Source organism: Nonomuraea thailandensis (assembly GCF_024172165.1).
Classification (GTDB): domain Bacteria; phylum Actinomycetota; class Actinomycetes; order Streptosporangiales; family Streptosporangiaceae; genus Nonomuraea; species Nonomuraea thailandensis.
In genome coordinates this window covers 9,320,290-9,340,661 of the sequence record NZ_JAMZEB010000002.1, presented here as the reverse complement: position 1 = coordinate 9,340,661, position 20,372 = coordinate 9,320,290, and the positions used below count along the sequence as shown (strand labels likewise).

The following is a 20,372-nucleotide window of genomic DNA, read 5'->3' as shown; positions in this document are numbered from 1 at the left end:
TCAATATCAGCCTACCGAGCGCGATATTTCATGATATCCGCTGCGCGAGGAGCCCCGGAGTGACTCACCGCGTAACCGACGAGGCCATGGTCAGAGCCCTCTACCGCGAATACGGCGCCCCCCTGATGGCCTTCGCCGTCAGGCTGACGGGCGGCGATCGCCGCTGGGCCGAGGACGTCGTCCAGGAGACCCTGGTCCGAGCCTGGCGCAACCTCCACGACCTGCGTACGGAGTCCGGTTCGCTGATGCCCTGGCTGGCCACGGTCGCGCGGCGGGTCGTCATCGACAACCGCCGCCGCTCCGGCTCCCGCCCCCTCGACACCGTCGAGGACATCCCCGAACGCGTCATGCCCACGGCGGCCGAGGACGAGCAGCTCCTGCGGGAGATCGTCGTGACCGACGCGATGATGTCGCTCTCCCCGGCGCACCGGCAGGTGCTCACCCAGACGTTCCTCCTGGACCGCACCGTCCAGGAGGCGGCGGAGACGATCGGCGTGCCTGTGGGCACGGTGAAGTCCCGCGTGTACTACGCCATGCGCGCCTTACGGGTCGCGCTGGAGGAAAGGGGGGTGACGCTGCCGTGATCCAGGTGCGTCACGATGACAGGGGGGTGGCGCCATGACAGAGGTACACCACGAGGACGTGGCCGCGTACGCGCTCGGCCTGCTCAGCGAGGAGGAGCGGGCCGCCTTCGAGCGCCACCTCGACGGCTGCGGGAGCTGCGCGTCGGAAGTGGGGTCGTTCGCCGCGATGGGCGAGCTGATCAAGGGAGTCCACCCGGACGACCTCCTGCCCCACCCACCGGACGCGCAGGTGGAGTCCCTTCTGGTCCGCCGCGCCGCCAAGGAGCGCAGGCGCCGCAGCCTGCACCGCGGCTTCATGACCGCCGCCGCGTGCCTCGTGGTCGCGGCCGGCGTCTTCCTCGGCATCAGCTCCATGACCAGCGGCCCCAACCCCGACAGCATCCACGGCCCGGCCCGCGACCTGCTCATGACCGGCCGCACCTACTCCGTCACCGACCAGGCCACCGGCGTGTCCGGGCTCGTCGGCCTGGAGGACAAGGGGTGGGGCACCCACGTCGCGCTGGAGCTCAAGGGCGTCAAGGGCCCGCTGCAGTGCCGGCTCATGGCGGTCGGCGACGACGGGCGCTCGGAGGTCGTCGCGAGCTGGGGCGTGCCGGAGAAGGGGTACGGCGTGCCCGGCTCGCCCGACCCGCTCGTCCTGCACGGCGGCACCAGCCTCCCGCAGTCGGAGCTGAACCACTTCACCATCCAGACCTTCGACGGGAGGACACTGGCGACCGTGGCCGTCTGACCTCTCAAAGGGCGGAAACGCGCCCTCACAGGGCCGATAACAGCGCCCGCAGCTCGCTGACCTGCTTGGGCTCGGCGATCCCGTCCCAGGGTGACAGGGCCGCCAGCCCGGCCTCCTGGTGCTCGGCGGCCCGCTCCCGCCGCAGCCGGGCCAGGTGCAGGTGGGCGAGCGCGGTGCTCACCCCGGCGGCGGGCAGCCGCGGCTCGGCCTCCTCCAGCAGCGCCGCCACCGCCTCCGGCGCGTGCCCGGCCTCCTCCAGCATGATCCCGGCCCGGTGCACCAGGCAGCGCGCCCGCCCGAGCTCGTCCGCCGCCCCGGCGTAGAGCCGCTCGGCCTCGTCCAGGTGGAGGCCGGCGTCGTGGCTCTGGCCCAGGTAGTGGTGGGCCAGGGCGAGCAGCTCGCGGGCGTGCGCCTCGGTCGCGGGCTCGCCGGCCCGCCGCGCCAGGTCGAGTGCCTGGAACAGCACCACCCTGGCGTTGGCGTGCAGGCTGCGGGCCTCGGGGCCGCGGCCGTCGTGGTCGAGCGTCTGGCCCCTGCGCATGAGCAGCGCCGCCACGTTCGCCAGCCGGATCGCCTGGCCGAGGACGTCGCCGCCGGCCAGCGCCTGCCCGTACCGGACGAGGGCGGACTCGACGGCGGTGAACTCGTCGCCGCCGGCCAGCAGGATCGCCGCGTGCGCCAGGTGCAGGTCCGCCGGCCACGACTCGACCCTGACGCGCAGCGCCGCCGAGCGGTTGAAGTGCTGGCGCGCCCTGCGCGGGTCTCCCGAGGTGAGCAGGATCGTGCACCGGCGCAGCTCCGCCGTGGCCTGCACCGGCTCGTCCCCGAGCGCCTCGGCGGCCCTGGCCAGCTCCGCCGCCGCGCGCAGCCGGTCCTCGTGCCGCTGTTCGAGCCGGAACCAGGCCTCCAGCGCGTCCGCGATCCGCGCGAGCGCGCGCCCGGTCCTGGGCGCGGGCGCCTTGCGGGCCAGCACCTGCAGCAGCACCCGGTCCTCCATCGCGAACCAGGTCCTGGCCTCCTCGGCGGGCAGCCGCCCGGCGAAAGAGCCGGCCTGCTCGGCGAAGTGCTCGACCAGCCGCTGCCAGGCCGCCACCTCCCGCGCGGCCTCCCGGGGAGTGCCCTCGGCGCCGCCGCCGCGGAACGCGCTCGACACCCTGACGCGCGTCATCCGTACGTTCTCCACCAGCCCGAGGTCGGCCAGCTCCGTGATCGCGTCCGCGGCGGACGGCACGCCGAGCAGCGCGGCGGCGGCCTGGTGGTCCACCTCCGCGATCGGCAGCCCGGCCAGCAGCACGAAGAGCTGCTTGGCCGTCGGCCTGAGCTGCCTGACACCGAGGCCGAGCACGAAGTCGAGGGTGTCGGCGACGGACAGGCTGCGCAGGTCGTCCACCAGCGTCTGGAGAGGCACGCCCGGATTGCCCGCCAGCCAGCGGCCGACCCTGACGATCTCCAGCGGGCTGCCCAGGCAGACGTCGACCAGCAGCTCCAGCGCCTTCGGGTCGCGGGAGACCCGCTCGGCGCCGAGGTGGCGGGCCAGCAGCGCCTGGCCCGCGTCGGGGGCGAGCGGGCCGAGCTGGATGGGCTCGACGTGCTGCGGCGGCGTGTCGGTGAGCGTGCCCGCCACCACGATGTGCGCGCCCGGCACGCGGGTCGGCAGCCACTCGACCTGGCTCCACGAGCTGACGTTGTCCAGCAGGAGCACGCAGCCCGTGCCGTTGAGCGCCTCGATGACCTGCGCGGTCGCGTCCTGGGGCTCCTGGATGCCGCCCGGCGGGCGGTTCAGCGTGCGCAGCACCCGCTGGGCGACGCTGAGCGGCGTCTCGGGCCGGTCCCTGTCGGGGCCGCGCAGGTCGGCGTAGCGCTGCTTGCGCGCCTCGCCCGCCAGCTCCCACCCCGCCTGGATGGCCACGGTGGAGGTGCCCATGCCGATGCCGCCGTGCACGACGACGATCCCGCGCTCCAGCGCCCCGTCCTTGATCCGCCGCAGCTCGGCGTCCCTGCCCACGAGGCCGTCGATCCGGTCGGGGAACGGCATGGGCGCCAGGACCGGGCGGGGCGCGGGCTCACGGCGGCGCCGGACCAGGTACGTGAGCACGCCGGCCACGACCGGCACCACCAGGACGAGGAGGATCAGCAGCCAGGTCGGCAGCCCGCCGATGAGCTGCTTGATCAGCTCCTCCTGAAGGATCAGGATGGTGCCGCCCACCGTCAGCACCCCGCCGACCCCCAGCTCGGGCAGGTGCGCCGCGGCCCGCCGGTACAGGCGCGACAGCCGGAAGCTCAGCCGCTCCCTGCGCGAGATGTCCGTCACCGGCGCACCCCCCGGGTCAGCCCCCTGTGGAGCCGGCGCGCCGTCACGGCCACCACCAGCACGGGGACGGCGGTGGCGATCACCGCCTGGGCCGCCAGCGGGCTCGCGGCGCTCATGAAGTGGCGGGCCTGCTCCAGCAGGATCAGCGGCAGGTGGTCGCCCGACGGCCAGTTGAGCAGCAGCCCGACGACCGCGTCGTTCCAGACCAGGACGAACGCCAGCACCCCGGCCAGCACCACGGCCGGGCGCGCCTCGCGTACGACGTGGAACAGCTCCCAGCGGTCGCGCGCGAGCATGGGGGCGGGAACCCGGACGAACGCGTTGTGCAGCACCAGCACCGCCAGCGGCATCACCAGCGCCGCGTGCACGATGGCCAGCGCGAGCGGGGTGCCGACCGGGCTCAGCCAGCGCTGCAGCGGCACGGCGAACGCCTGCGGCGGCAGCGCCGCCAGGGCCACCGACACCAGCAGGACGGGCCGCCAGGCGCGGCGGGGCAGCAGGTGCTCGTGCGCCAGCACGTACGCGGCCGGCACCGCGGCCAGCAGCACCACGCACACCACCGCGACGGCCCGCAGGAACGTGGTGCCCAGCGCCCCGGTGAAGGCGCTGTCGGACAGGGCCTCCGCGTACGAGCCGAGCGTCCACGGCTCGCCCTCCCACCACCCGCTGCGCGCGGCGGCGACGGGCTCGCGCAGCGACGTGAGCAGCAGCGCCGCGAACGGCAGCAGCCACAACACCGCCACCGCGCCCCCGAGCGGCCACAACCGCCGGCTCCGATCGGCCGGAGGCCGCGCCGCCGGAGCCGGATCGGCCCAGCTCACCCGCCCGCGCAGGCCGAGCAGCGCCGGCGAGGCCAGCCCCGCCACCAGCAGGGACATCAGCACGGCCAGCGCGGCGGCCCCGGCGTCGCCCAGATCGTCGTTGTGCCGCCACCAGTACAGCCCGCCGCCCTCCACCAGCGCCTGCGTCGACCCAGGCGCCCCCATCAGCACCAGGTCGAACACGCGGGCCGCGGCCACCAGCGCGAACAGGTACGCCAGCGCGGCGGGTCCGGCCAGCGCGGGCAGCACCACGGACCAGAGCCGGCGCCGCCGCCCGACGCCGAACGCCCTGGCCATCCGCAGCAGGCTCGACGGCAGCCGGGCCAGGGCCTCGTGGAAGACCAGGAACGCGACGCCGGCGTACTGCCAGACGAAGGCCAGCCCGAGCACCAGCCAGATCCAGCCGGGCCCGAGGAAGGCCGTGTCCCCGCCCAGCAGGGCGGCGGCCATGCCGCGCTCGCGACTGGTGTCGAACAGCAGCCGGAAGATCGCTCCCGTGGTGAGCGGGGAGACCACGGCGGGCAGCACCAGGATGACGCGCATGACCAGGCCGAGCGCGGGGCCGGCGTTCCTGACCAGCCAGGCCAGGCCGAGGCCCACCGCGCAGACGACCACGACCAGCACCCACCAGATCAGCGTGTTGCCGACCGCCTGCCAGGCCTGGCCGTCGCTCAGCACGCCGGACCAGGCGCCGGGCCGGGAGAAGCTGATGAGCACGGTCGCCAGGAACGGGGCCAGGATCACGCCCGCCGACAGCAGCACCGCCAGCAGCAGGTAGAGGGCGGCCCGCCAGCGGCTGAGCCGCTGACCGGTCGCCGGCAGCCTGGCGTCGTGGTGCGGGGCCACCTCGAACAGGAAGGCGTTGTGCTCGCTCATCGGGCGGCGCCCTCCACGATCTTCTCGCGCGCGGCCACGGCCGCCGTGGCGGGCGCGACCGTGCCCGCGGTGACGTCGGTGAACAGCTCGGTGAGCACCCGCCACAGCCCGCGCCCGTCACCGCCCTCCAGCCGGCCGATGAGCCGGTCCGACAGGTCGTAGTGGCGGTTGCCCGCCCTGTTCAGCGCCTGCGCGGGCGCGCGCAGCAGCGGGTGCGACGGCGCTCTGTACGGGGTCAGGAAGCCGCCCTCGTCCACCCAGCCGGTCAGCGCGTCCCGCTCACCGCTCGCGCGCGGCCTGGTCAGCCAGTTCACGAAGTCGAGGGCGTCCTGCCCGCCGCCGCGCATCGCCACCGCCACGTCACCCCCGACCACCAGCGGGGGCGGCCCGTTCCCGTGCTGCGGGAAGGGGAAGTGGCGGGCCACGTCCCGGCCGCCGTAGAGCTCGATCACGGGCAGCGCGAAGTCGGGCGCGGCCACCACGTCGGCGGTGCGGTAGCTGAAGACGTCGAGGATCGAGTCGTGGAACTGCATGGTCAGCGCCCGCCGGCCCTGGTCGTGGGTGAACGCCTCGCGCCAGATCGTGGCGAGCAGCGTGAGCGCCTCGGTGACCTTGGCCACCCCCCACCACGCCTGGTTGCCCTGCTCCGAGGGCGGGAAGAGCCCGTCGTACACCTCGGGGGCGTAGGCGAGCAGCACGTTCTCGAACCAGTCGCTGAGCACCCACCCGTCGGCCGCGCCGATCGCCAGCGTGCCGGGGCGGGGCTGCCAGGCCGTCAGACTCGCCGGGGGACGCTGCTCGCCCGTGCGGTGCCACACCAGCGACTTGTTCGCGATCTTGAACCAGGCGCCGAGCTCCTGCCCGCTCCCGTACGGCGTCACGAGCCGCCGCCAGAACTCCGGCTGCGCGTGCCCGCCGGTCCTGGGCCGGATGCGGGGCTGGACCACCGGGTCGAAGAGCAGCCCCAGCCGGGGGATGACCGCCACGTCGGGGATGACGTCCTCGGCGGGGCCGCGCAGCAGCGCGCTGATGTTGTCGCCCGCCGAGTAGACGCTGACGGGCCGCCGGTAGCGGGCCACGTACGCGTCCACCACGCGCAGGAAGCGCCGTAACTCCTCGCCGCTCCACACCACCGCCACCCGCAGCGGCGGCTGCCCGGCGCAGCCCGCCACGAGCACGGCCGGGACGGCGGCCAGGAACGCCCTACGGCTCGTCGGCATCGGCGATCTCCCAGATGCACGAGGGCGAGGCGAGGCTGGCCACCCTCGTGCCGTCGTCGGTGACGACGAGCACGGCCAGCCCGGGATCGGCGCCCAGCGCCCCGCTCACCGCCCCGTGACACGGCCCGCAGCCCGTGCGGTCCTCGATCACCACCACCTTCACCGGCAGCGGCCGGCACAGGACCCGCGCCAGCGCGACGCTCAGCCGCTCGTCGTGGGCCAGCTCGTGCGGCCTGGAGCGCAGGAAGCCCTGGATGTCCATCCGCCTGGCCATGAACGCGATCCGGCCCTGCACGAACGACGGCGCCAGGTCGTCACGCGCGGCCAGCGACAGGTTCCGCTCGACGGTCAGGTGCGGCAGCAGCCCCGCGCCCGCCGGGACCAGCCCGATCTCGCGCTCCGCCGGCAGCCGCATGGTGATCTCCTGGCCGCCGAGGCCGATCCGGCCGCCGACGGGCATCTCCAGGCCGAGCAGGAGGTCGGTGAACGCGTCGGCCTCCGCGGGCTCCCCGGCCACCACCACGGCGGTCTGGCCGGGGTCGAGGGTCAGCGGGTCGGGTGACAGGCGGCGACGGAGCCCGTGAGTGTCCCAGGTGAGACCGTTGATCTCCAGTAGTGGCACGTCCGCAACCGCCGTCAAGTCGGGATGTCATCCGCACTTGACGTTCGCACAAACCGTGGATGACTTCAACGTGATCGATCAACACCACTACGTGTTCAGGAAGAGGCAGAAGGGATGGCCGTCAGGGTCGAGGTGCACGCGCACGTCCCGCTGGGGCTGGAAGCCGGCGACCGTCGCGCCCAGCTCGACCGCCCTGGCGCTGCTCTCGTCGAGGTCGTCCACCTCGATGTCCAGGTGCGCCATCATCTGCTGGGCGCCGGGCCGCGCGGGCCACGTCGGCCGTACGTACTGGGGGTCGGTCGAGAACGACAGCCCGGCCCCGCCGCCGGGCGCCGCGAGCATCACCCAGCCGGGCTCCTCCTCCTTGACCTCCCAGCCCAGCAGGGCGCGGTAGAAGGCGGCCAGCGCGTTCGCGTCGGGCGACTCCAGCACGGTGGCGGACAGTCTCACATCGGCTCCCGGGGTGCGGAGAAGTGGGTGGTGAACCAGTCTCGGGCATGTCCGGCCACAGCCTCCAGCGCGCCGGGCTCCTCGAACAGGTGGGTCGCCCCCGGCACGACCGTGATGCGGGACTCCGCGCGCAGGCGCCGCCGCGCCTCCTCGTTCAGCTCCACCACCACGGGGTCGCGCCCGCCCACGACGAGCAGGGTCGGCGCGCGCACCGCCGCCAGCCGGTCCCCGGCCAGGTCGGGCCGCCCGCCGCGGGAGACGATCGCGGCGATCGCATTGTCAGGCTCGGCCGCCGCCCACAGGGCCGCCGCCGCGCCGGTGCTGGCGCCGAAGTACCCGATCGGCAGACCCTTGGCCTCGGGCTGCCCGCGCACCCAGGCGGTGCGCTCCAGCAGCCGGTCGGCCAGCAGCGCGATGTCGAAGACGTTCGCCCTGTCGGCCTCCTCCTCGGGGGTGAGCAGGTCGAACAGCAGCGTGCCCAGGCCCGCCTCGTTGAGCGCGCCCGCCACGTACCGGTTGCGCGGGCTGTGCCGGCTGCTGCCGCTGCCGTGCACGAAGACCACCATGCCCGCAGCGGCGTCAGGAACGATCAGATCGCCGGACATGCCTCACCTCCTCAACTGCCGCGACCCTGTCGCTACCCGCGCGAAGGCGGCTCTATCAGTCACGATGCTGGGCAGAGAAACTGGACATGGAGACCGATACGGGGCGCGGGCGCGAGGTGGCCGGCTCCCCGCTCGAACGTGTCGTGTCGGGCGGGGCGGCCGCGCTCTCGCGCGTGCGGAGCATGGGGGTCGGGCGCTGGCTGCGCATGGAGCGCGAGGCGCTGGCCCAGACGGTCAAGGTGACGGTGGCGTGCTCGGTGGCCTGGTGGCTGGCCGCGTACGTGCTGAAGGTGGACCTGCCGGTGCTCGTGCCCATCGGCGTCCTGCTCACGGTCTCCGCCACCGCGTACAGCACGCTCGTGCGCGGCGGCCAGCAGATCCTGGCCGTCGTCGCCGGCGTGGGCGCGGCGACGGTGCTGATCTGGCTGATCGGCGCCAACGTGGTGACGCTGGCCGTGCTGGTGGTGGCGGGCCTGGTCCTGACGCGCCTGCTGAACCTGCCCGCCCAGAACGTGCAGATCCCCATCACGGCGCTGCTGGTGTTCGCGCTCGGCAGCACGTACGGCTTCGCCCGCCTCGCCGACGTGCTCCTCGGCGCCGCCATCGGCATCGCGGCGAACCTCCTGGTCATGCCGCCCCGCTACGTGGACAAGGCCGGCAAGGAGCTGTGCGGCCTGTCCGCCGAGCTGGCCGACCTGGCCGAGGACATGTCGCACGGCCTGCGCGGAGACTGGGACAGGGACATGGCCGGCGACTGGCTGGAGCGGGCACGCGCCCTGTCACAGCGCCTGGAGGACACCGAGGAGGCCGCGGACCAGGCGGCCGAGTCCGTGCGGCTGTCGCTGCGCCGACGCCGCTACGACCGCCGCCTGCGCCAGCTGGCCGAGGCCGCCACCGCGCTCGACCACGCCTGCCACCAGCTCAGGGGCATCGCCAGAGGGCTGGTGGACCTCATCGCCGGCGTGCGCGGCCTGCCCGGCGAGCGCGGCGCCGACCTGCCGGAGCCCCTGGCGGACGAGCTGGCGGCGCTGTCCCGCGTGTTCAGGGACTTCGGCATGCTGCAGGTCGGCCGCGGGCGGAGCGAGGACCTGGAGGACCTGTACGCCGCGCTCGACGACGGGGAGCACCAGCAGCAGCGGCTGGCCATGGCGTTCCACCCGACCCGGCACACGGAGCTGCGCTCGCTGCAGGGGGCGCTGCTGGACGACTGCGCGCGGATCCGCCACGAGTTCGACCCCGACACCGGCCCGCACAGAGCCGCCTTCCCGAGGCAGGATTGACGGATGCCGGAAGTCCCGGAGCCTCACTGCCGGCTCCACCCCGCTCTTGAGGTCCGCCCCTCGCCCATCGCGGGTCAGGGCCTGTTCGCCACGGCGGCCATCCCTGCCGGCGCCGTCGTCTCCCGCCTGGGCGGGCGCCTGGTCACCTTCGACCACCTCCAGGCCCTCTTCGCCGACCCCGGCGTCCCCTACGTCGACACCATCACCGTGACCGCCGACCTGCACCTGGTCCTGCCCCCTGACAGCCCGATCGGCAAGGCCAACCACAGCTGCGACCCGAACCTGTGGTGGACCGGCCCCTACACCCTCGCGGCCCGCCGCGACCTCGGCCCCGGCGAGGAGGTGACCAGCGACTACGCCACGAGCACCGCCGACCCCGGCTTCGTGCTCGACTGCCGCTGCGCCACCCCGCTCTGCCGCGGCCGCGTGACCGGCGCCGACTGGCGCCGCCCCGACCTGCGCGAACGCTACGGCGACCACTGGGTGCCCGCCCTTCTCGCGCTCATCAGCGACGGCCCCTGACGCCGCTCACCCCATGAGCCGCACACCTCCACGCGCGGGTGACCACGCCCCGCCGCGGGGCGTTGATCCTGGCATACTGCACGGATGTCCGACTTCGGCGAGTTTCGAGCCAGGGGACGCGCCGCCCTGCTGGCCGGCGAGGCCACCCACGACGTCCCCATGGTGGAAGGCGCCATGCGCTGGGGAGCCGCGGCCGCGTTCCGCCCCGAGGGTGAGATCGTGGACCGGATGACGGAGCTGGCCGCCACCGTCGACGCCCCCGGCCACTGGGTGCACGGCGGCCCGACCTTGCACGTCACGCTCAGGACGCTGGAGCCGTACCGCACGCACATCCCCGAGGACGACCCGCTGCGCCGCGCGTACGGAGCCGCGCTGGCGGAGGCGGTGGACGGGCTGCCTCCGGCGGAGGTGCGCCTGGCCGGGGTGAGCCCGCACCGGGGCGGCGTCCTGGTGGGGGCGCACCCGCGGGACGACACGCTGGCCACCGTCCGCAAGCGCTTCGCCTGCGCACTGGAGTCGCGCGGCGTCAGGGACCTGGAGCAGGGCCGTGTCCGCGACCTCTGGTACGTCAGCCTCGTGCACTTCGCCGCCCCGCTGGCGAACGCCCGCGACCTCGTCGGATGGTGCGACACCCACGCGGAGACCGACTTCGGCACGGCCGAGCTGCGCACGGCGGAGATCGTCCAGTTCCTGCACACCGGCCGCGGCATCCGCGTCCGCTCGCTGGAGATCGCCGCCCTGGACGGAGACGGCGGGGTGTCACCCCGGCCCCATTCCTGAGGTGAAACCCCGCCGCCGGCCCCGTCAGCCCAGCAGCAGCGCCGTCACGAAGTGCAGCAGGTGCCAGGCCACGTAGGCGCTCAGCGAGCAGAACGCCCACTCCTTCCCGCGGCTGATCCGTGCGATCCACCGCAGCTCCTCCGCCGGTTCCCGCCGCACCCGCAGGCTGCGGGAGACGAAGTACGCCGCCAGCAGCCACGCGGTCCCCGACCCCATGACGAGCGCGGCCGAGATCGCCAGCAGCAGCGGCGAGGCGGAGGTCTCCGCAGCGGCGGGAAGCTGGTGGACCCAGGCGCCCAGCAGTCCGGCGAGCAGCCCGACGGTGATCCGTCTGTCCTTGCGCGCCTGTCGCTTGAGCCACTGAAGGTCTCGACGCAGATGGTTCTTGAGCATCCGGATCACCTCCGTTGGAGTAGCTGGGTCACCAGCTAACGGGAGTGTCCGGAGAAGATCTGCGACCTCAGGCCTGAGATTTCACGACTTTTGTCGGCATTTCGTGGAGAAGCCGGAGTTCCTCCGCCACCTGCTTCGCCTCGAAGACGTCGCCGACCTCCTCCAGGGTCCGCACCGCCTCGCGGAGATGGGAGACGGCGGCCCACCGGTGCCCGAGCCGGGCCGAGGTCAGGCCCAGCGCCCGCAGCGCGCACCCGAGGTCCCGCCGGGTCCCGCACTCGCTGTGCACGTCCCTGGCCTGCCGGGCGTACACCACGGCCTCGTCCACCCTGTCCAGGTCCAGCAGCACCAGGGCGAGCGTGGTGAGCGCCGCCCCCCACCGGTCGCGGGTGCCGGTCTCGTGCTGCAGCTCCACCGCCTCCCTGGCGGGCTCCAGCGCCTGCGCCGACCGGCCGGCCGCGAGCAGCGCCTGCGCCATCGACAGCAGCGCGCTGCCCCGGTTGTCGCGCAGCTCCTCCCTGATCGCCAGCGCCGACCTGGCCGCCCGCAGCGCCGCCTTGGGCTGCCCCAGCGACAGGTACGTGTACGTCAGCGTCTCCTGCACGTCGGCCTCGACCCGCCGGTTCCCCAGCCCCTGCACGATGTCCAGGGCTTCGAGCGCGTACACGAAGGCCACCTGCGGCCGCCCCTGCCGCCGCCGCACCCGCGCCAGCCGGTTCAGCATGCGGGCCTCGATGGGCCCGTCGCGGATCACCCGGCTGATCGCCAGCGCCTGGCTCAGGTACTCGTCGGCCCGCAGGTAGTCCGACAGCCGCCAGTGCACCAGCCCGATGTCGCCGAGCGTCTCGGCCTTGCCCTGCTCGTGGTGGAGCTCGACCTGCACGGTCAGGGCCTGCTCGTAGCAGGACAGCGCCTCGTCGTAGCGGGAGCCGTTGCGCGCGATGCGGCCGAGCGCGCACAGGGCCCGGCCGCAGCCGTACTGGTCGCCGGTCGCGGTGTAGCCGGCCAGCGCCCGCTCGGCGTCGCGCCGGGCGTCCTGCGGGAGCCTGAGCAGGTCGTAGATCTCGGCCAGGCACAGCAGCGTCTCGGCCTCGGCGTGCTCGTCGCCGAGCTCGTGGCAGATCGACAGCGCCTCCAGGCCCTCCGACAGCGCGGCGTTCGGCTCGCCCAGGTTGCGCTGCACGGTGGCCAGGATGATCAGGCTCTGCGCGGTGCCGCGCCGGTCGCCGAGCTCCTCGCGCACGTCGAGGGCCTGGCCGGCGTGGTGCAGGGCCAGCTCGTACCGCTCCTGCGACAGGTGCAGCCGCGACAGCGTGTGCAGGCAGCTCGCCACCCCCGCCTGGTCGTCGATCGCCCGGTGGAGCTCCAGCGCCTCACCGGCGTAGCGCAGCGCGTCCTCGCTGTTGCCGGCGATGCCGTGCACCTCGGCCAGCTCGTTCAGCGCCCGCGCCTGGCCCTCGCGGTCGCCGAGCTCGGCGAAGTCCGCCAGCGCCTCGCCGATCAGCCTGGCCGCCAGCGTGGAGGGCCCGATGTCGCGGTGGAGCGAGCCCAGGCGGCTGCGCATGAGCGCGATGGCCCGCCGGTTGCTCACCTGCATCGCCGAGGTGAGCCCGCCCTGCTGCACCTCCAGGTTGTTCTCGTAGAACCGCAGCCGCCTGAACGGCTCGAACACGGCCTCGGCCAGCCGCCAGGCCATGCCGTGCGCGCCGCTCTCCCCGGCCAGCCGCACGGCCGAGACCAGCGAGCGCCGCTCGGCCTCGAACCACTCGCGCGGCGTCCCCGGGTCGGTCGCCACGGCCAGGTAGTGGTCGAGCAGCCGCGCCCTGGCCTCCCGCACCCCCGCCTCCGCGTGCCTGCCCAGCTCCCTGGCCAGCCGCTTGACCAGGTCGTGCACCCGGTAGCGCGGCCCGGGCAGCGGCTCCACCAGGTACGCCCGGTGCAGCCCCTCCACCGCGACCACCGCCTCGGTCACCGGCACGCCCAGCGCCGCCGCCAGCACCTCGGGCGTGAAGTCGCGCCCCGGCAGCAGCCCGACGTGCCGGAACGCCCGCCGCTGCGCCGGGCTCAGCGACTCGTACGCCAGGTTGAGCGCCTGCGTGAACGCCTCCTCGGGATCGCCCACCAGCCGCCGGTCGGGCCGGCGCAGCTCCTGGGCCCGGGACTGCACGCTGAGCCCGGGGTTCTCGGCCAGTTTGGCCGCCGAGATCCGCAACGCGAACGGGTGGTAGGAGCACACCCGCGCCAGCTCGGCCAGCGCGTCGCGGTCGGCGGCCCGCGGCGAGCCCTCGCCGAGCACCGCGACCAGCAGCGCCACCGCGTTGCCCGGGTCGAGCACCAGCAGATCCATCAGGTCGGCGTGCCCGGTGGCGCGCAGCGGCGCCATCCGCGTCCTGCTGGTGACCAGCACCACGCAGTCCTTGCTGCCCGGCAGCAGCGCCCGCACCTGCGCGGGGTCGGCGGCGTTGTCGAGGATGAGCAGCAGCCTGCGCCCGGCGATCCTGCTGCGGTAGAGCAGCATCAGCTCGGCCTCGTCGGAGGCGGGTTCGCCGATGCCGAGCGAGCGCAGGATCTGCCCCAGGGCCTCGATGGTGCTCATCGGCGGCTGGCTCGGCGACTGCCCGCGCAGGTCGATGACGATCTGCCCGTCGGGGAACCGGTCGGCGTGCAGGTGGCCCCAGTGCGTCACCAGCGCGGTCTTCCCCACGCCGGGCAGGCCCTGCACGACCATCGTGTTCGTCCGCCTGGGCCGCTCCAGCCAGGCGGTGAGCAGGTCCAGACTCTGCTGCCGCCCGATGAAGTCCGGCATGTCGGCGGGGAGCTGGCGCGGCTTGGGCACCTCGCCCACCGGCAGGGGCCCGGACGGCCCGGCCGGGCGGATCAGGAACGGCGTCACCTGTCCCGCCCACGGGGCCGACAGGTGCTCCCAGCTCCCGGCGGCGCCACGCAGCGCGGACGGGTCGGCGATGCGCAAGCGCCGGTAGCGCAGCCGTACCAGCCAGCCCCGCTGGGTCCACTGGGTGATCTGGCGTTGCACCACGTCGGCTGAGCTGCCCACCAGGCCGGCCAGCGTCTCCATGGTCAGCGGCGGCGCCTGGTCGGAGCCCAGCCCGTAACGCTCGTCCAGGTGCAGCAGCCACACGGCCAGCCGGGCGGCGACGGGGGCGCGGGCCAGCGCCTCGTGCCGGCGCGCGGCCACGTTCCTGGCGAACAGCTCCTGCACCAGCGCGGTCGCCACGGCCGGGCCGGCGGAGGCGTGCTCGCGCAGCCGGCGCAGGTCGATGGGCCAGACGCGCACCTCGGTCAGCGCGTCGACCCTGACCCGGTCGGCGGGGCTCCAGAAGGCCAGCTCGCCGACCAGGTCGCCGGCGCCCCGCAGGTCGTGCAGGGCCTCGCGCCCGCCCGCCGGGGCGTACTCGCGGGCGTAGCCCGAGTCGATCAGGTAGACGTTGTGGTCGGCCCGCTGCGGCGAGCACATCATCTCGTTGCGGTGGTAGACGCGTGCGCGGGCGCCCTCGTCGACCAGCGATCTGAACAGACTCACCCGGACACCACCCCTTTCAGGACGGCGGTGTCCTCGACATGACAGACGCGAAACAGTGTGTACGACGACTTGTCACATCAGTGGAGCGCAGCGGGAACCCGCTGTCAATGAGCCGCCCGGGGTTCAGACGTTGGCGGCGTCGGCGCGGTCGGGCACGAAACGGTAGCCGACGTTGCGCACCGTGCCGATCAGCGACTCGTACTCCGTGCCGAGCTTGGCGCGCAGCCGCCGCACGTGCACGTCGACCGTCCTGGTGCCGCCGAAGTAGTCGTAGCCCCAGACCTCCTGGAGGAGCTGGGCGCGGGTGAAGACCCTGCCGGGGTGCTGGGCGAGGTACTTCAGCAGCTCGAACTCCTTGAACGTGAGGTCGAGCACGCGCCCGCGCAGCCGCGCGGTGTAGGTGGCCTCGTCGATCGACAGGTCGCCGCTGCGGATCTCGTCGGGCACGTCCTCCGCCGCGGCCTGCGAGATGCGGCCGGTGGCCATGCGCAGCCGTGCCTCCACCTCGGCCGGCCCGGCGCTGTCGAGCAGCACGTCGTCCACGCCCCACTCGGCGGTCATCGCCGCCAGCCCGCCCTCGGTCACGATCACCAGGAGGGGGCAGTCGATGCCGGTGGTGCGGATCAACCGGCACAGGCTCTTGGCCTGCACGAGCTCCTTGCGCGCGTCCACGATGACGGCGTCGGCGGGTGGGGTGTCGATGAGGGCGGACGCCTCCGCCGGGGCGACACGGACCGAGTGGAGCAGCAACCCCAGCGCCGGTAGCACCTCGGCGGACGGCTCGAGGGCGTTGGTCAGCAGGAGCAGGTTGCTCATTACGGCCTCCTCAAACACGCAAGGACCCGGGGGCTACGTCGCCCAGGTCCTGTAGGCGAGGATATCCCACGAGTAAGTCGCGTCCATTGCGCGTCCAGCAGGTGAACAGCGCGTCTCCTGGAACAAGCTGGTTAAGGGCGGCGCACAATAGTGTGGAAAGGATTGTGAGGCACGGCATGGCCACGGGAAAAGTACGTTATTGGGCGGCTGCGAAGGAAGCGGCAGGAGTGGCCGAGGAACCGTTCGAAGCGGTCACTCTTGGTGAACTCATGACGAAAATCACACAAAATCGGTCAGAGCTGGCACGGGTCGTGCGACGATGCTCCTTCCTCGTGGACGGCTCCCCGGTGGGCAAGCGCCCCCACGGCGAGGTGGTCCTCGGCGAGGGCGCGACCGTCGAGGTGCTGCCCCCCTTCGCCGGCGGGTGAGCGGTCAGGTGAATGGGCGCTTCGCGGGGGAATGAGGATGCCAGTCGGTAGTCTCTTGACCCCCCGCTCGAGACAGGGAGCTCCATGCGCAAGCTGCTCGTCTTTCTGATCGTGCTCGTCATTCTCCTGGTGGCCGTCGATCGGGTCGCGGTGGCCGGCGTCGAGCGTGATCTGGCGAACCGCATCGCGGCGACGGCCGACCTCTCCGGCACGCCGACCGTGACAATTGAGGGCATCCCATTTCTCACTCAGGCCGTCTCCGGGCGCTATCCGGAGGTACGGTTCAATCTCGGCACGTTCACGTACGGCGACGTGCCGGTCAAGAACCTGCGGGGCGCCGCCTACGACGTGACGGCCCCCCTGTCCGACATCATCCAGAACAGACCTGACATCCGGGCCGGCCGCGTGACCGTCAGCGGCACCCTCACCAGGGCCACGATCGACAAGTACGCCCCCCAAGGCGTCAAGATCGGCGGCAACGGGCGGCGGCTCACCGCGTCGGGCGAGGTCACGATGGGGGTGAACAAGGTGCGGTTCAACGCCGAGATGCGGGTCGAGCTCGCCGACGGGGGCATCAAGATCCAGGCGGAGAAGATCGAGGGCGTGCCCGACCAGGTCGCCCAGCTCGTCTCCTACACCATCCCCTTCCAGGGCAAGCTGCCCTTCGACGTGAAGGTGACCGGGGTCAAGAGCGTGGCCGAGGGCCTGGAGTTCTCGGCCGAGGCGTCTGACGTGCCGATTCGTGGATGAGATTGAACCGCTCGCTCCCGTCGTACGTGATGAGGGCGTGAGTGCAGCCGGGACCGCCGACGAGGAACTCGTGAAGACCCTCTTCGACGAGCATGCCGGGCCCCTCTACGGTTACGTTCTGCGACTGACCGGCGACTCCGGGCGGGCCGAGGACGTCGTGCAGGAGACGCTGTTGCGGGCCTGGCGGCATCCCGAGGCGATGTCCGGCAGGCCGATCCGCGCGTGGCTGTTCACGGTGGCCCGTAATCTCGTCGTGGACCAGCACCGCGCCAAGAAGGCCAGGCCGCCGGAGACCGGCGACGAGGCGCTGGCGGTCCTGCCGGCCGATGACGAGCTGGAGCGCGCGGTCGAGTCGTGGGCCGTGGCCGAGGCGCTGGCCGCGCTGCGCGCCGAGCACCGCGAGGTGCTGCTGGAGGTCTACTACCGGGGGCGATCGGTGAAGGAGGCGTCGGCGACGCTGGGCATACCGCCGGGCACGGTGAAGTCCCGCACGTACTACGCGTTGCGCGCCCTCAAGCTGGCGCTCGAGGAACGGGGGCTGGCACCGTGATGACGTGTGAGGAGGTCCGGATCTCGCTGGGCGCGCACGCCCTGGGGGCGCTCGATCCGGAAGAGGCGGCGGAGATCGACCACCACCTGGCGACCTGCGAGGCGTGCGGCGCCGAGCTGCTGGAGCTGGAGGGCGTCGGCGCGTTCCTGGGCAAGGTGTCGGAGCGCGACGTGGAGCTGGTGGCCAGCCCGCCGCGCCAGGTGCTCGACCGGCTGCTGAACGACCGCGTCAAGCGGACCAGGCGCGGCCGCGCCCTGATGTCCCTGGTCGCGGCGGCTGCGGTGCTGGTGGTGGGCGGCACGGTGTGGACGGCGGTCCAGACCGGCTCGGGAGGCGGGTCGACGGCGGCGCAGGCCCCGGCCGCGTCGCAGGGCCCCGAGGTCATGCGGGACCAGAGCTCCGCGGAGAAGGCCGTGCCCCAGAGCTCCCCGCGAGCGTCGCAGAGCGCCGCCGAGGACGCCCGGAGCGCCGTGGAGCCCTCCGCGAGCCCGGCCCCCCGGATCCAGGCCAGCTCAAGGCCGGCCAGGGCGGACGAGGTCGCGTTCCCCGGCGAGAACAAGGCCGCCGATTACTACGCCACCGTGCTCGTCCGGCAGGCGGCCACGGGCTCCGAGCTCGGCGTGCAGGTCACCGGGGTGCCGGTGGGCACCGACTGCCTGGTCGTCGTGGTCGGCGTGGACGGCCGGCAGGAGCGCTCGGACAGCTGGGTCGTGCGGCGCGCGGACTACGAGACCGGGAAGATCTTCCGCTTCCGTACGGAGCTCGGCCTGAAGCAGATCGCCAGGTTCGAGATCGTCGACACGGCGGGGAACCTGCTCGTCAAGGTGAACGTGCCGGCGAAGGCCCGGGGGAAGTAAACGACCCCGGCGCGCGGTTGCACCAGAGGATGACGGGCTTGTGGGTGGCGCTGGCGACGCTGGCGCTCGGGACGGTGATCGGGGTGGTCCGGTTGCGCCGCGACGGACGCGTGCACGAAGCGGGCGGCGACCGGCTGTCCGCCGGCGACCTCGGCTCGGGGCTGGGCGAGAGGGCCACTCTGGTGCAGTTCTCGACCGCGTTCTGCCAGCCGTGCCGGGCCACCCGGCGGGTCCTGGCCGACGTGAGCGCGCTCGTGCCGGGCGTCGCCCACGTCGAGATCGACGCCGAGTCCCGGCTCGACCTCGTCCGCAGGCTGGACATCACGCGCACGCCCACCGTGCTGGTGCTCGACGCGGCGGGCGGCATCGTCAAGAGAGCCTCGGGGCAACCGCGCAAGGCCGACGTCCTGGCCGCCCTGGCGGCGGCCGTACCGGATTCCGGACTGTGAGCCGTCTCACAAGTTGTCTCACCAACCGGACGAGATGTGACAGATGACGAGACGCCGAGTAGTGTCTTCGCCATGAACCCATCGACAGAGCTGCTGACGAAGCGGCGCGCGGTTGATTTCTGCCGCGTCGCCACCGCGCTCTGTCGCGCTGCCTGAGGACGATCTCGCGCGGACTGAGGATCCGCCCCAATCGACCCTTCAGGAGCATCCCGCGATGCGTGCCGATCCTAGAGCGCTGCGCTTCGGCGCGGCCATCACCACCCTGGTCCTGGCCTCCGTCCTGGTGACGGAGAGCTTCTGGCTGCTCGCCGCCCAGGCGGTGGTCTTCGCGCTCGGGGCGCACCGGCGCTCGCCGTACGCGATGCTCTTCAAGGTGCTCGTGAGGAGCGATCCAACGGAGACCGAGGACGCCCGCCCGCCCCGCTTCGCGCAGGGGGTGGGGCTGGCCTTCGCGGTAGTCGGCCTGGTCGGGTTCGCCACCGGGATCACGTCGCTGGCCTTCGTGGCCACGGCCGCGGCTCTCCTCGCCGCCTTCCTCAACGCAGCCTTCGGATTCTGCCTCGGCTGCGAAACGTACCTGCTCATTCGCCGACTACTGCCCGCCGCCAACATGGAGGTATCCAAATGAGCCGCTCCGCCGCCCTGGTGGACGCCGACTGGGTCGAGGCCAACCTCGACACCCCGGGAGTCGTTCTCGTCGAGGTCGACGAGGACGTCAGCGCCTACGACAAGGGCCACATCCGTGGTGCCGTGAAGGTCGACTGGCGTAACGACCTGCAGGACCCTGTGCGCCGTGACTTCGTGGACAAGACCGGTTTCGAGGCGCTGCTGTCCGACCGCGGCATTGGCAACGATGACACCGTGGTGCTGTACGGCGGCAACAACAACTGGTTCGCCGCCTACGCGTACTGGTACTTCAAGCTGTACGGCCACGAGAACGTGAAGCTGCTCGACGGCGGGCGCAAGAAGTGGGAGCTCGACTCGCGCGAGCTGGTCAAGGACGTGCCGCAGCGGGCCAAGACCCAGTACGTCGCCCAGGAGCAGGACAGCGCGATCCGCGCCTTCCGCGACGACGTGGTGTCCGCCATCGGCAAGCTCAACCTGGTCGACGTGCGCTCGCCCGACGAGTTCACCGGCAAGCTGCTCGCCCCCGCGCACCTCCCGCAGGAGCAGGCGCAGCGCGGCGGCCACGTGCCCACCGCCCGCAACATCCCGTGGTCCAAGGCCGCGAACGACGACGGCACCTTCAAGTCCGACGACGACCTGCGCTCCCTCTACCAGGAGGCCGGCGTCGACTTCGGCAAGGACACCATCGCCTACTGCCGCATCGGCGAGCGCTCCGCGCACACCTGGTTCGTGCTGCACGAGCTGCTCGAGCAGTCCAACGTGAAGAACTACGACGGTTCGTGGACCGAATACGGCTCGCTCGTGGGCGTGCCGATCGAGCTTGGGGAGGCCCGCTGATGTCGGCTGCAGCACAGGGTTGCGGCGCGCCGGAGCAGACCGTCGCGCTGCCCGCCGGGATCGATCTGGCCAACCAGGCCGTGATCCAGGGCGTCGTGACCGGCGCCGGCACGGCGTACGCGCGACTGCTCGACCACTCCGGTGAGTTCACCGGCGAGGTCGTGGTCTCCGAGGACGGCGTCTTCCGCTTCTTCGCCGCTCCCGGCGACTGGACCGTCCGCATCATCGCGGGCGGCGGCGTCACCAGGGACGTGCAGGTGGAAGCCAAGCTGGGCGAGGTCGCCCAGCTCGCGGTCGCCGTCTGAGCATCTGCGTGCGGGCCC

The 20,372-nt window shown here is 73.0% G+C and carries 23 protein-coding genes; 14 read left to right on the top strand and 9 right to left on the bottom strand.

What is annotated here, in order from left to right; all coding sequences use genetic code 11:
- Positions 1-59: 59 nt before the first annotated feature.
- Both HD597_RS46840 and HD597_RS46835 read left to right on the top strand, forming a co-directional pair.
- The gene (locus HD597_RS46840) at positions 60-584 is read left to right on the top strand and encodes a sigma-70 family RNA polymerase sigma factor (protein WP_253753166.1); all 525 of its coding nucleotides are present in this window, start codon (positions 60-62) and stop codon (positions 582-584) included.
- A gap of 34 nt (positions 585-618) precedes the next feature.
- The gene (locus HD597_RS46835) at positions 619-1,314 is read left to right on the top strand and encodes an anti-sigma factor family protein (protein WP_253753164.1); all 696 of its coding nucleotides are present in this window, start codon (positions 619-621) and stop codon (positions 1,312-1,314) included.
- Positions 1,315-1,339: 25 nt separating this feature from the next.
- On the opposite strand, the gene HD597_RS46830 is transcribed toward HD597_RS46835, so the two are convergent.
- The 6 genes from HD597_RS46830 to HD597_RS46805 form a co-directional block, all read right to left on the bottom strand.
- Entirely contained in the window at positions 1,340-3,625 is a 2,286-nt protein-coding gene (locus HD597_RS46830) for a hypothetical protein (RefSeq protein ID WP_253753162.1), read from the bottom strand.
- On the bottom strand, positions 3,622-5,322 hold the full coding sequence (locus HD597_RS46825; protein ID WP_253753160.1) for an ABC transporter permease subunit: 1,701 nt from the start codon (positions 5,320-5,322) through the stop codon (positions 3,622-3,624). Before HD597_RS46825 ends, HD597_RS46830 begins: the two co-directional genes overlap by 4 nt.
- Positions 5,319-6,542, bottom strand: coding sequence for a hypothetical protein (locus HD597_RS46820; RefSeq protein WP_253753158.1), 1,224 nt, complete (start codon positions 6,540-6,542; stop codon positions 5,319-5,321). The genes HD597_RS46825 and HD597_RS46820 overlap by 4 nt, the downstream gene beginning before the upstream one ends.
- The gene (locus HD597_RS46815) at positions 6,526-7,182 is read right to left on the bottom strand and encodes an ATP-binding cassette domain-containing protein (RefSeq protein ID WP_253753156.1); all 657 of its coding nucleotides are present in this window, start codon (positions 7,180-7,182) and stop codon (positions 6,526-6,528) included. Before HD597_RS46815 ends, HD597_RS46820 begins: the two co-directional genes overlap by 17 nt.
- A 69-nt stretch (positions 7,183-7,251) precedes the next feature.
- Positions 7,252-7,614: a VOC family protein gene (locus HD597_RS46810; RefSeq protein WP_253753154.1), complete on the bottom strand. Its 363-nt coding sequence runs from the start codon at positions 7,612-7,614 to the stop codon at positions 7,252-7,254.
- A complete protein-coding gene (locus HD597_RS46805) occupies positions 7,611-8,219 on the bottom strand; it encodes a dienelactone hydrolase family protein (protein WP_253753152.1) in 609 nt (202 codons plus the stop codon). The genes HD597_RS46810 and HD597_RS46805 overlap by 4 nt, the downstream gene beginning before the upstream one ends.
- 86 nt (positions 8,220-8,305) lie before the next feature.
- Here HD597_RS46805 and HD597_RS46800 point away from each other — a divergent pair, with 86 nt between their 5' ends.
- The 3 genes from HD597_RS46800 to HD597_RS46790 all read left to right on the top strand — a co-directional run bounded on the left by HD597_RS46800 (position 8,306) and on the right by HD597_RS46790 (position 10,801).
- Positions 8,306-9,499, top strand: coding sequence for an FUSC family protein (locus HD597_RS46800; protein WP_253753150.1), 1,194 nt, complete (start codon positions 8,306-8,308; stop codon positions 9,497-9,499).
- A gap of 3 nt (positions 9,500-9,502) precedes the next feature.
- Positions 9,503-10,021 carry an SET domain-containing protein gene (locus tag HD597_RS46795; RefSeq protein WP_253753148.1) on the top strand — a complete coding sequence of 173 codons (519 nt, stop codon included), beginning with the start codon at positions 9,503-9,505 and terminating at the stop codon, positions 10,019-10,021.
- 84 nt (positions 10,022-10,105) lie between these two features.
- Positions 10,106-10,801: a hypothetical protein gene (locus HD597_RS46790; protein WP_253753146.1), complete on the top strand. Its 696-nt coding sequence runs from the start codon at positions 10,106-10,108 to the stop codon at positions 10,799-10,801.
- A gap of 24 nt (positions 10,802-10,825) precedes the next feature.
- Here HD597_RS46790 and HD597_RS46785 read toward each other — a convergent pair whose 3' ends face one another.
- The 3 genes from HD597_RS46785 to HD597_RS46775 form a co-directional block, all read right to left on the bottom strand.
- Positions 10,826-11,194 (bottom strand): hypothetical protein, encoded by a 369-nt coding sequence (locus HD597_RS46785; protein WP_253753144.1) that lies wholly within the window; start codon positions 11,192-11,194, stop codon positions 10,826-10,828.
- 67 nt (positions 11,195-11,261) lie between these two features.
- Positions 11,262-14,735: a tetratricopeptide repeat protein gene (locus HD597_RS46780; RefSeq protein WP_253753142.1), complete on the bottom strand. Its 3,474-nt coding sequence runs from the start codon at positions 14,733-14,735 to the stop codon at positions 11,262-11,264.
- A gap of 123 nt (positions 14,736-14,858) precedes the next feature.
- The gene (locus tag HD597_RS46775; RefSeq protein ID WP_253753140.1) at positions 14,859-15,551 is read right to left on the bottom strand and encodes a response regulator transcription factor; all 693 of its coding nucleotides are present in this window, start codon (positions 15,549-15,551) and stop codon (positions 14,859-14,861) included.
- Between the two features lie 176 nt (positions 15,552-15,727).
- Here HD597_RS46775 and HD597_RS46770 point away from each other — a divergent pair, with 176 nt between their 5' ends.
- The 9 genes from HD597_RS46770 to HD597_RS46735 all read left to right on the top strand — a co-directional run bounded on the left by HD597_RS46770 (position 15,728) and on the right by HD597_RS46735 (position 20,354).
- On the top strand, positions 15,728-15,979 hold the full coding sequence (locus HD597_RS46770) for a MoaD/ThiS family protein (protein ID WP_253753138.1): 252 nt from the start codon (positions 15,728-15,730) through the stop codon (positions 15,977-15,979).
- Positions 15,980-16,063: 84 nt separating this feature from the next.
- Positions 16,064-16,729, top strand: a complete 666-nt coding sequence (locus HD597_RS46765) for an LmeA family phospholipid-binding protein (protein WP_253753136.1) — start codon at positions 16,064-16,066, stop codon at positions 16,727-16,729.
- A gap of 37 nt (positions 16,730-16,766) precedes the next feature.
- Positions 16,767-17,279 (top strand): sigma-70 family RNA polymerase sigma factor, encoded by a 513-nt coding sequence (locus HD597_RS46760; protein WP_253753134.1) that lies wholly within the window; start codon positions 16,767-16,769, stop codon positions 17,277-17,279.
- Positions 17,279-18,136 carry an anti-sigma factor family protein gene (locus tag HD597_RS46755; protein ID WP_253759764.1) on the top strand — a complete coding sequence of 286 codons (858 nt, stop codon included), beginning with the start codon at positions 17,279-17,281 and terminating at the stop codon, positions 18,134-18,136. Before HD597_RS46760 ends, HD597_RS46755 begins: the two co-directional genes overlap by 1 nt.
- A gap of 29 nt (positions 18,137-18,165) precedes the next feature.
- Positions 18,166-18,585 (top strand): thioredoxin family protein, encoded by a 420-nt coding sequence (locus HD597_RS46750; RefSeq protein ID WP_253753132.1) that lies wholly within the window; start codon positions 18,166-18,168, stop codon positions 18,583-18,585.
- A 72-nt stretch (positions 18,586-18,657) separates the two neighbouring features.
- Positions 18,658-18,741 (top strand): putative leader peptide, encoded by an 84-nt coding sequence (locus HD597_RS67085; RefSeq protein WP_350668905.1) that lies wholly within the window; start codon positions 18,658-18,660, stop codon positions 18,739-18,741.
- 58 nt (positions 18,742-18,799) lie between these two features.
- Entirely contained in the window at positions 18,800-19,213 is a 414-nt protein-coding gene (locus HD597_RS46745) for a DUF4395 domain-containing protein (protein ID WP_253753130.1), read from the top strand.
- The gene (locus HD597_RS46740) at positions 19,210-20,049 is read left to right on the top strand and encodes a sulfurtransferase (protein ID WP_253753128.1); all 840 of its coding nucleotides are present in this window, start codon (positions 19,210-19,212) and stop codon (positions 20,047-20,049) included. The genes HD597_RS46745 and HD597_RS46740 overlap by 4 nt, the downstream gene beginning before the upstream one ends.
- Positions 20,049-20,354, top strand: a complete 306-nt coding sequence (locus tag HD597_RS46735) for a DUF1416 domain-containing protein (protein WP_253753126.1) — start codon at positions 20,049-20,051, stop codon at positions 20,352-20,354. The genes HD597_RS46740 and HD597_RS46735 overlap by 1 nt, the downstream gene beginning before the upstream one ends.
- Positions 20,355-20,372: the final 18 nt, after the last annotated feature.

Coding starts and splice junctions, on each gene's coding strand:
- HD597_RS46835 (WP_253753164.1), top strand. CDS start 619: ATGACAGAGGTACACCACGAGGACGTGGCCGCGTACGCGCTCGGCCTG.
- HD597_RS46790 (WP_253753146.1), top strand. CDS start 10,106: ATGTCCGACTTCGGCGAGTTTCGAGCCAGGGGACGCGCCGCCCTGCTG.
- HD597_RS46805 (WP_253753152.1), bottom strand. CDS start 8,219: ATGTCCGGCGATCTGATCGTTCCTGACGCCGCTGCGGGCATGGTGGTC.
- HD597_RS46795 (WP_253753148.1), top strand. CDS start 9,503: ATGCCGGAAGTCCCGGAGCCTCACTGCCGGCTCCACCCCGCTCTTGAG.
- HD597_RS46820 (WP_253753158.1), bottom strand. CDS start 6,542: ATGCCGACGAGCCGTAGGGCGTTCCTGGCCGCCGTCCCGGCCGTGCTC.
- HD597_RS46765 (WP_253753136.1), top strand. CDS start 16,064: ATGCGCAAGCTGCTCGTCTTTCTGATCGTGCTCGTCATTCTCCTGGTG.
- HD597_RS46745 (WP_253753130.1), top strand. CDS start 18,800: ATGCGTGCCGATCCTAGAGCGCTGCGCTTCGGCGCGGCCATCACCACC.
- HD597_RS46800 (WP_253753150.1), top strand. CDS start 8,306: ATGGAGACCGATACGGGGCGCGGGCGCGAGGTGGCCGGCTCCCCGCTC.
- HD597_RS46740 (WP_253753128.1), top strand. CDS start 19,210: ATGAGCCGCTCCGCCGCCCTGGTGGACGCCGACTGGGTCGAGGCCAAC.
- HD597_RS46785 (WP_253753144.1), bottom strand. CDS start 11,194: ATGCTCAAGAACCATCTGCGTCGAGACCTTCAGTGGCTCAAGCGACAG.
- HD597_RS46735 (WP_253753126.1), top strand. CDS start 20,049: ATGTCGGCTGCAGCACAGGGTTGCGGCGCGCCGGAGCAGACCGTCGCG.
- HD597_RS46755 (WP_253759764.1), top strand. CDS start 17,279: ATGACGTGTGAGGAGGTCCGGATCTCGCTGGGCGCGCACGCCCTGGGG.
- HD597_RS46770 (WP_253753138.1), top strand. CDS start 15,728: ATGGCCACGGGAAAAGTACGTTATTGGGCGGCTGCGAAGGAAGCGGCA.
- HD597_RS67085 (WP_350668905.1), top strand. CDS start 18,658: ATGAACCCATCGACAGAGCTGCTGACGAAGCGGCGCGCGGTTGATTTC.
- HD597_RS46750 (WP_253753132.1), top strand. CDS start 18,166: ATGACGGGCTTGTGGGTGGCGCTGGCGACGCTGGCGCTCGGGACGGTG.
- HD597_RS46775 (WP_253753140.1), bottom strand. CDS start 15,551: ATGAGCAACCTGCTCCTGCTGACCAACGCCCTCGAGCCGTCCGCCGAG.
- HD597_RS46825 (WP_253753160.1), bottom strand. CDS start 5,322: ATGAGCGAGCACAACGCCTTCCTGTTCGAGGTGGCCCCGCACCACGAC.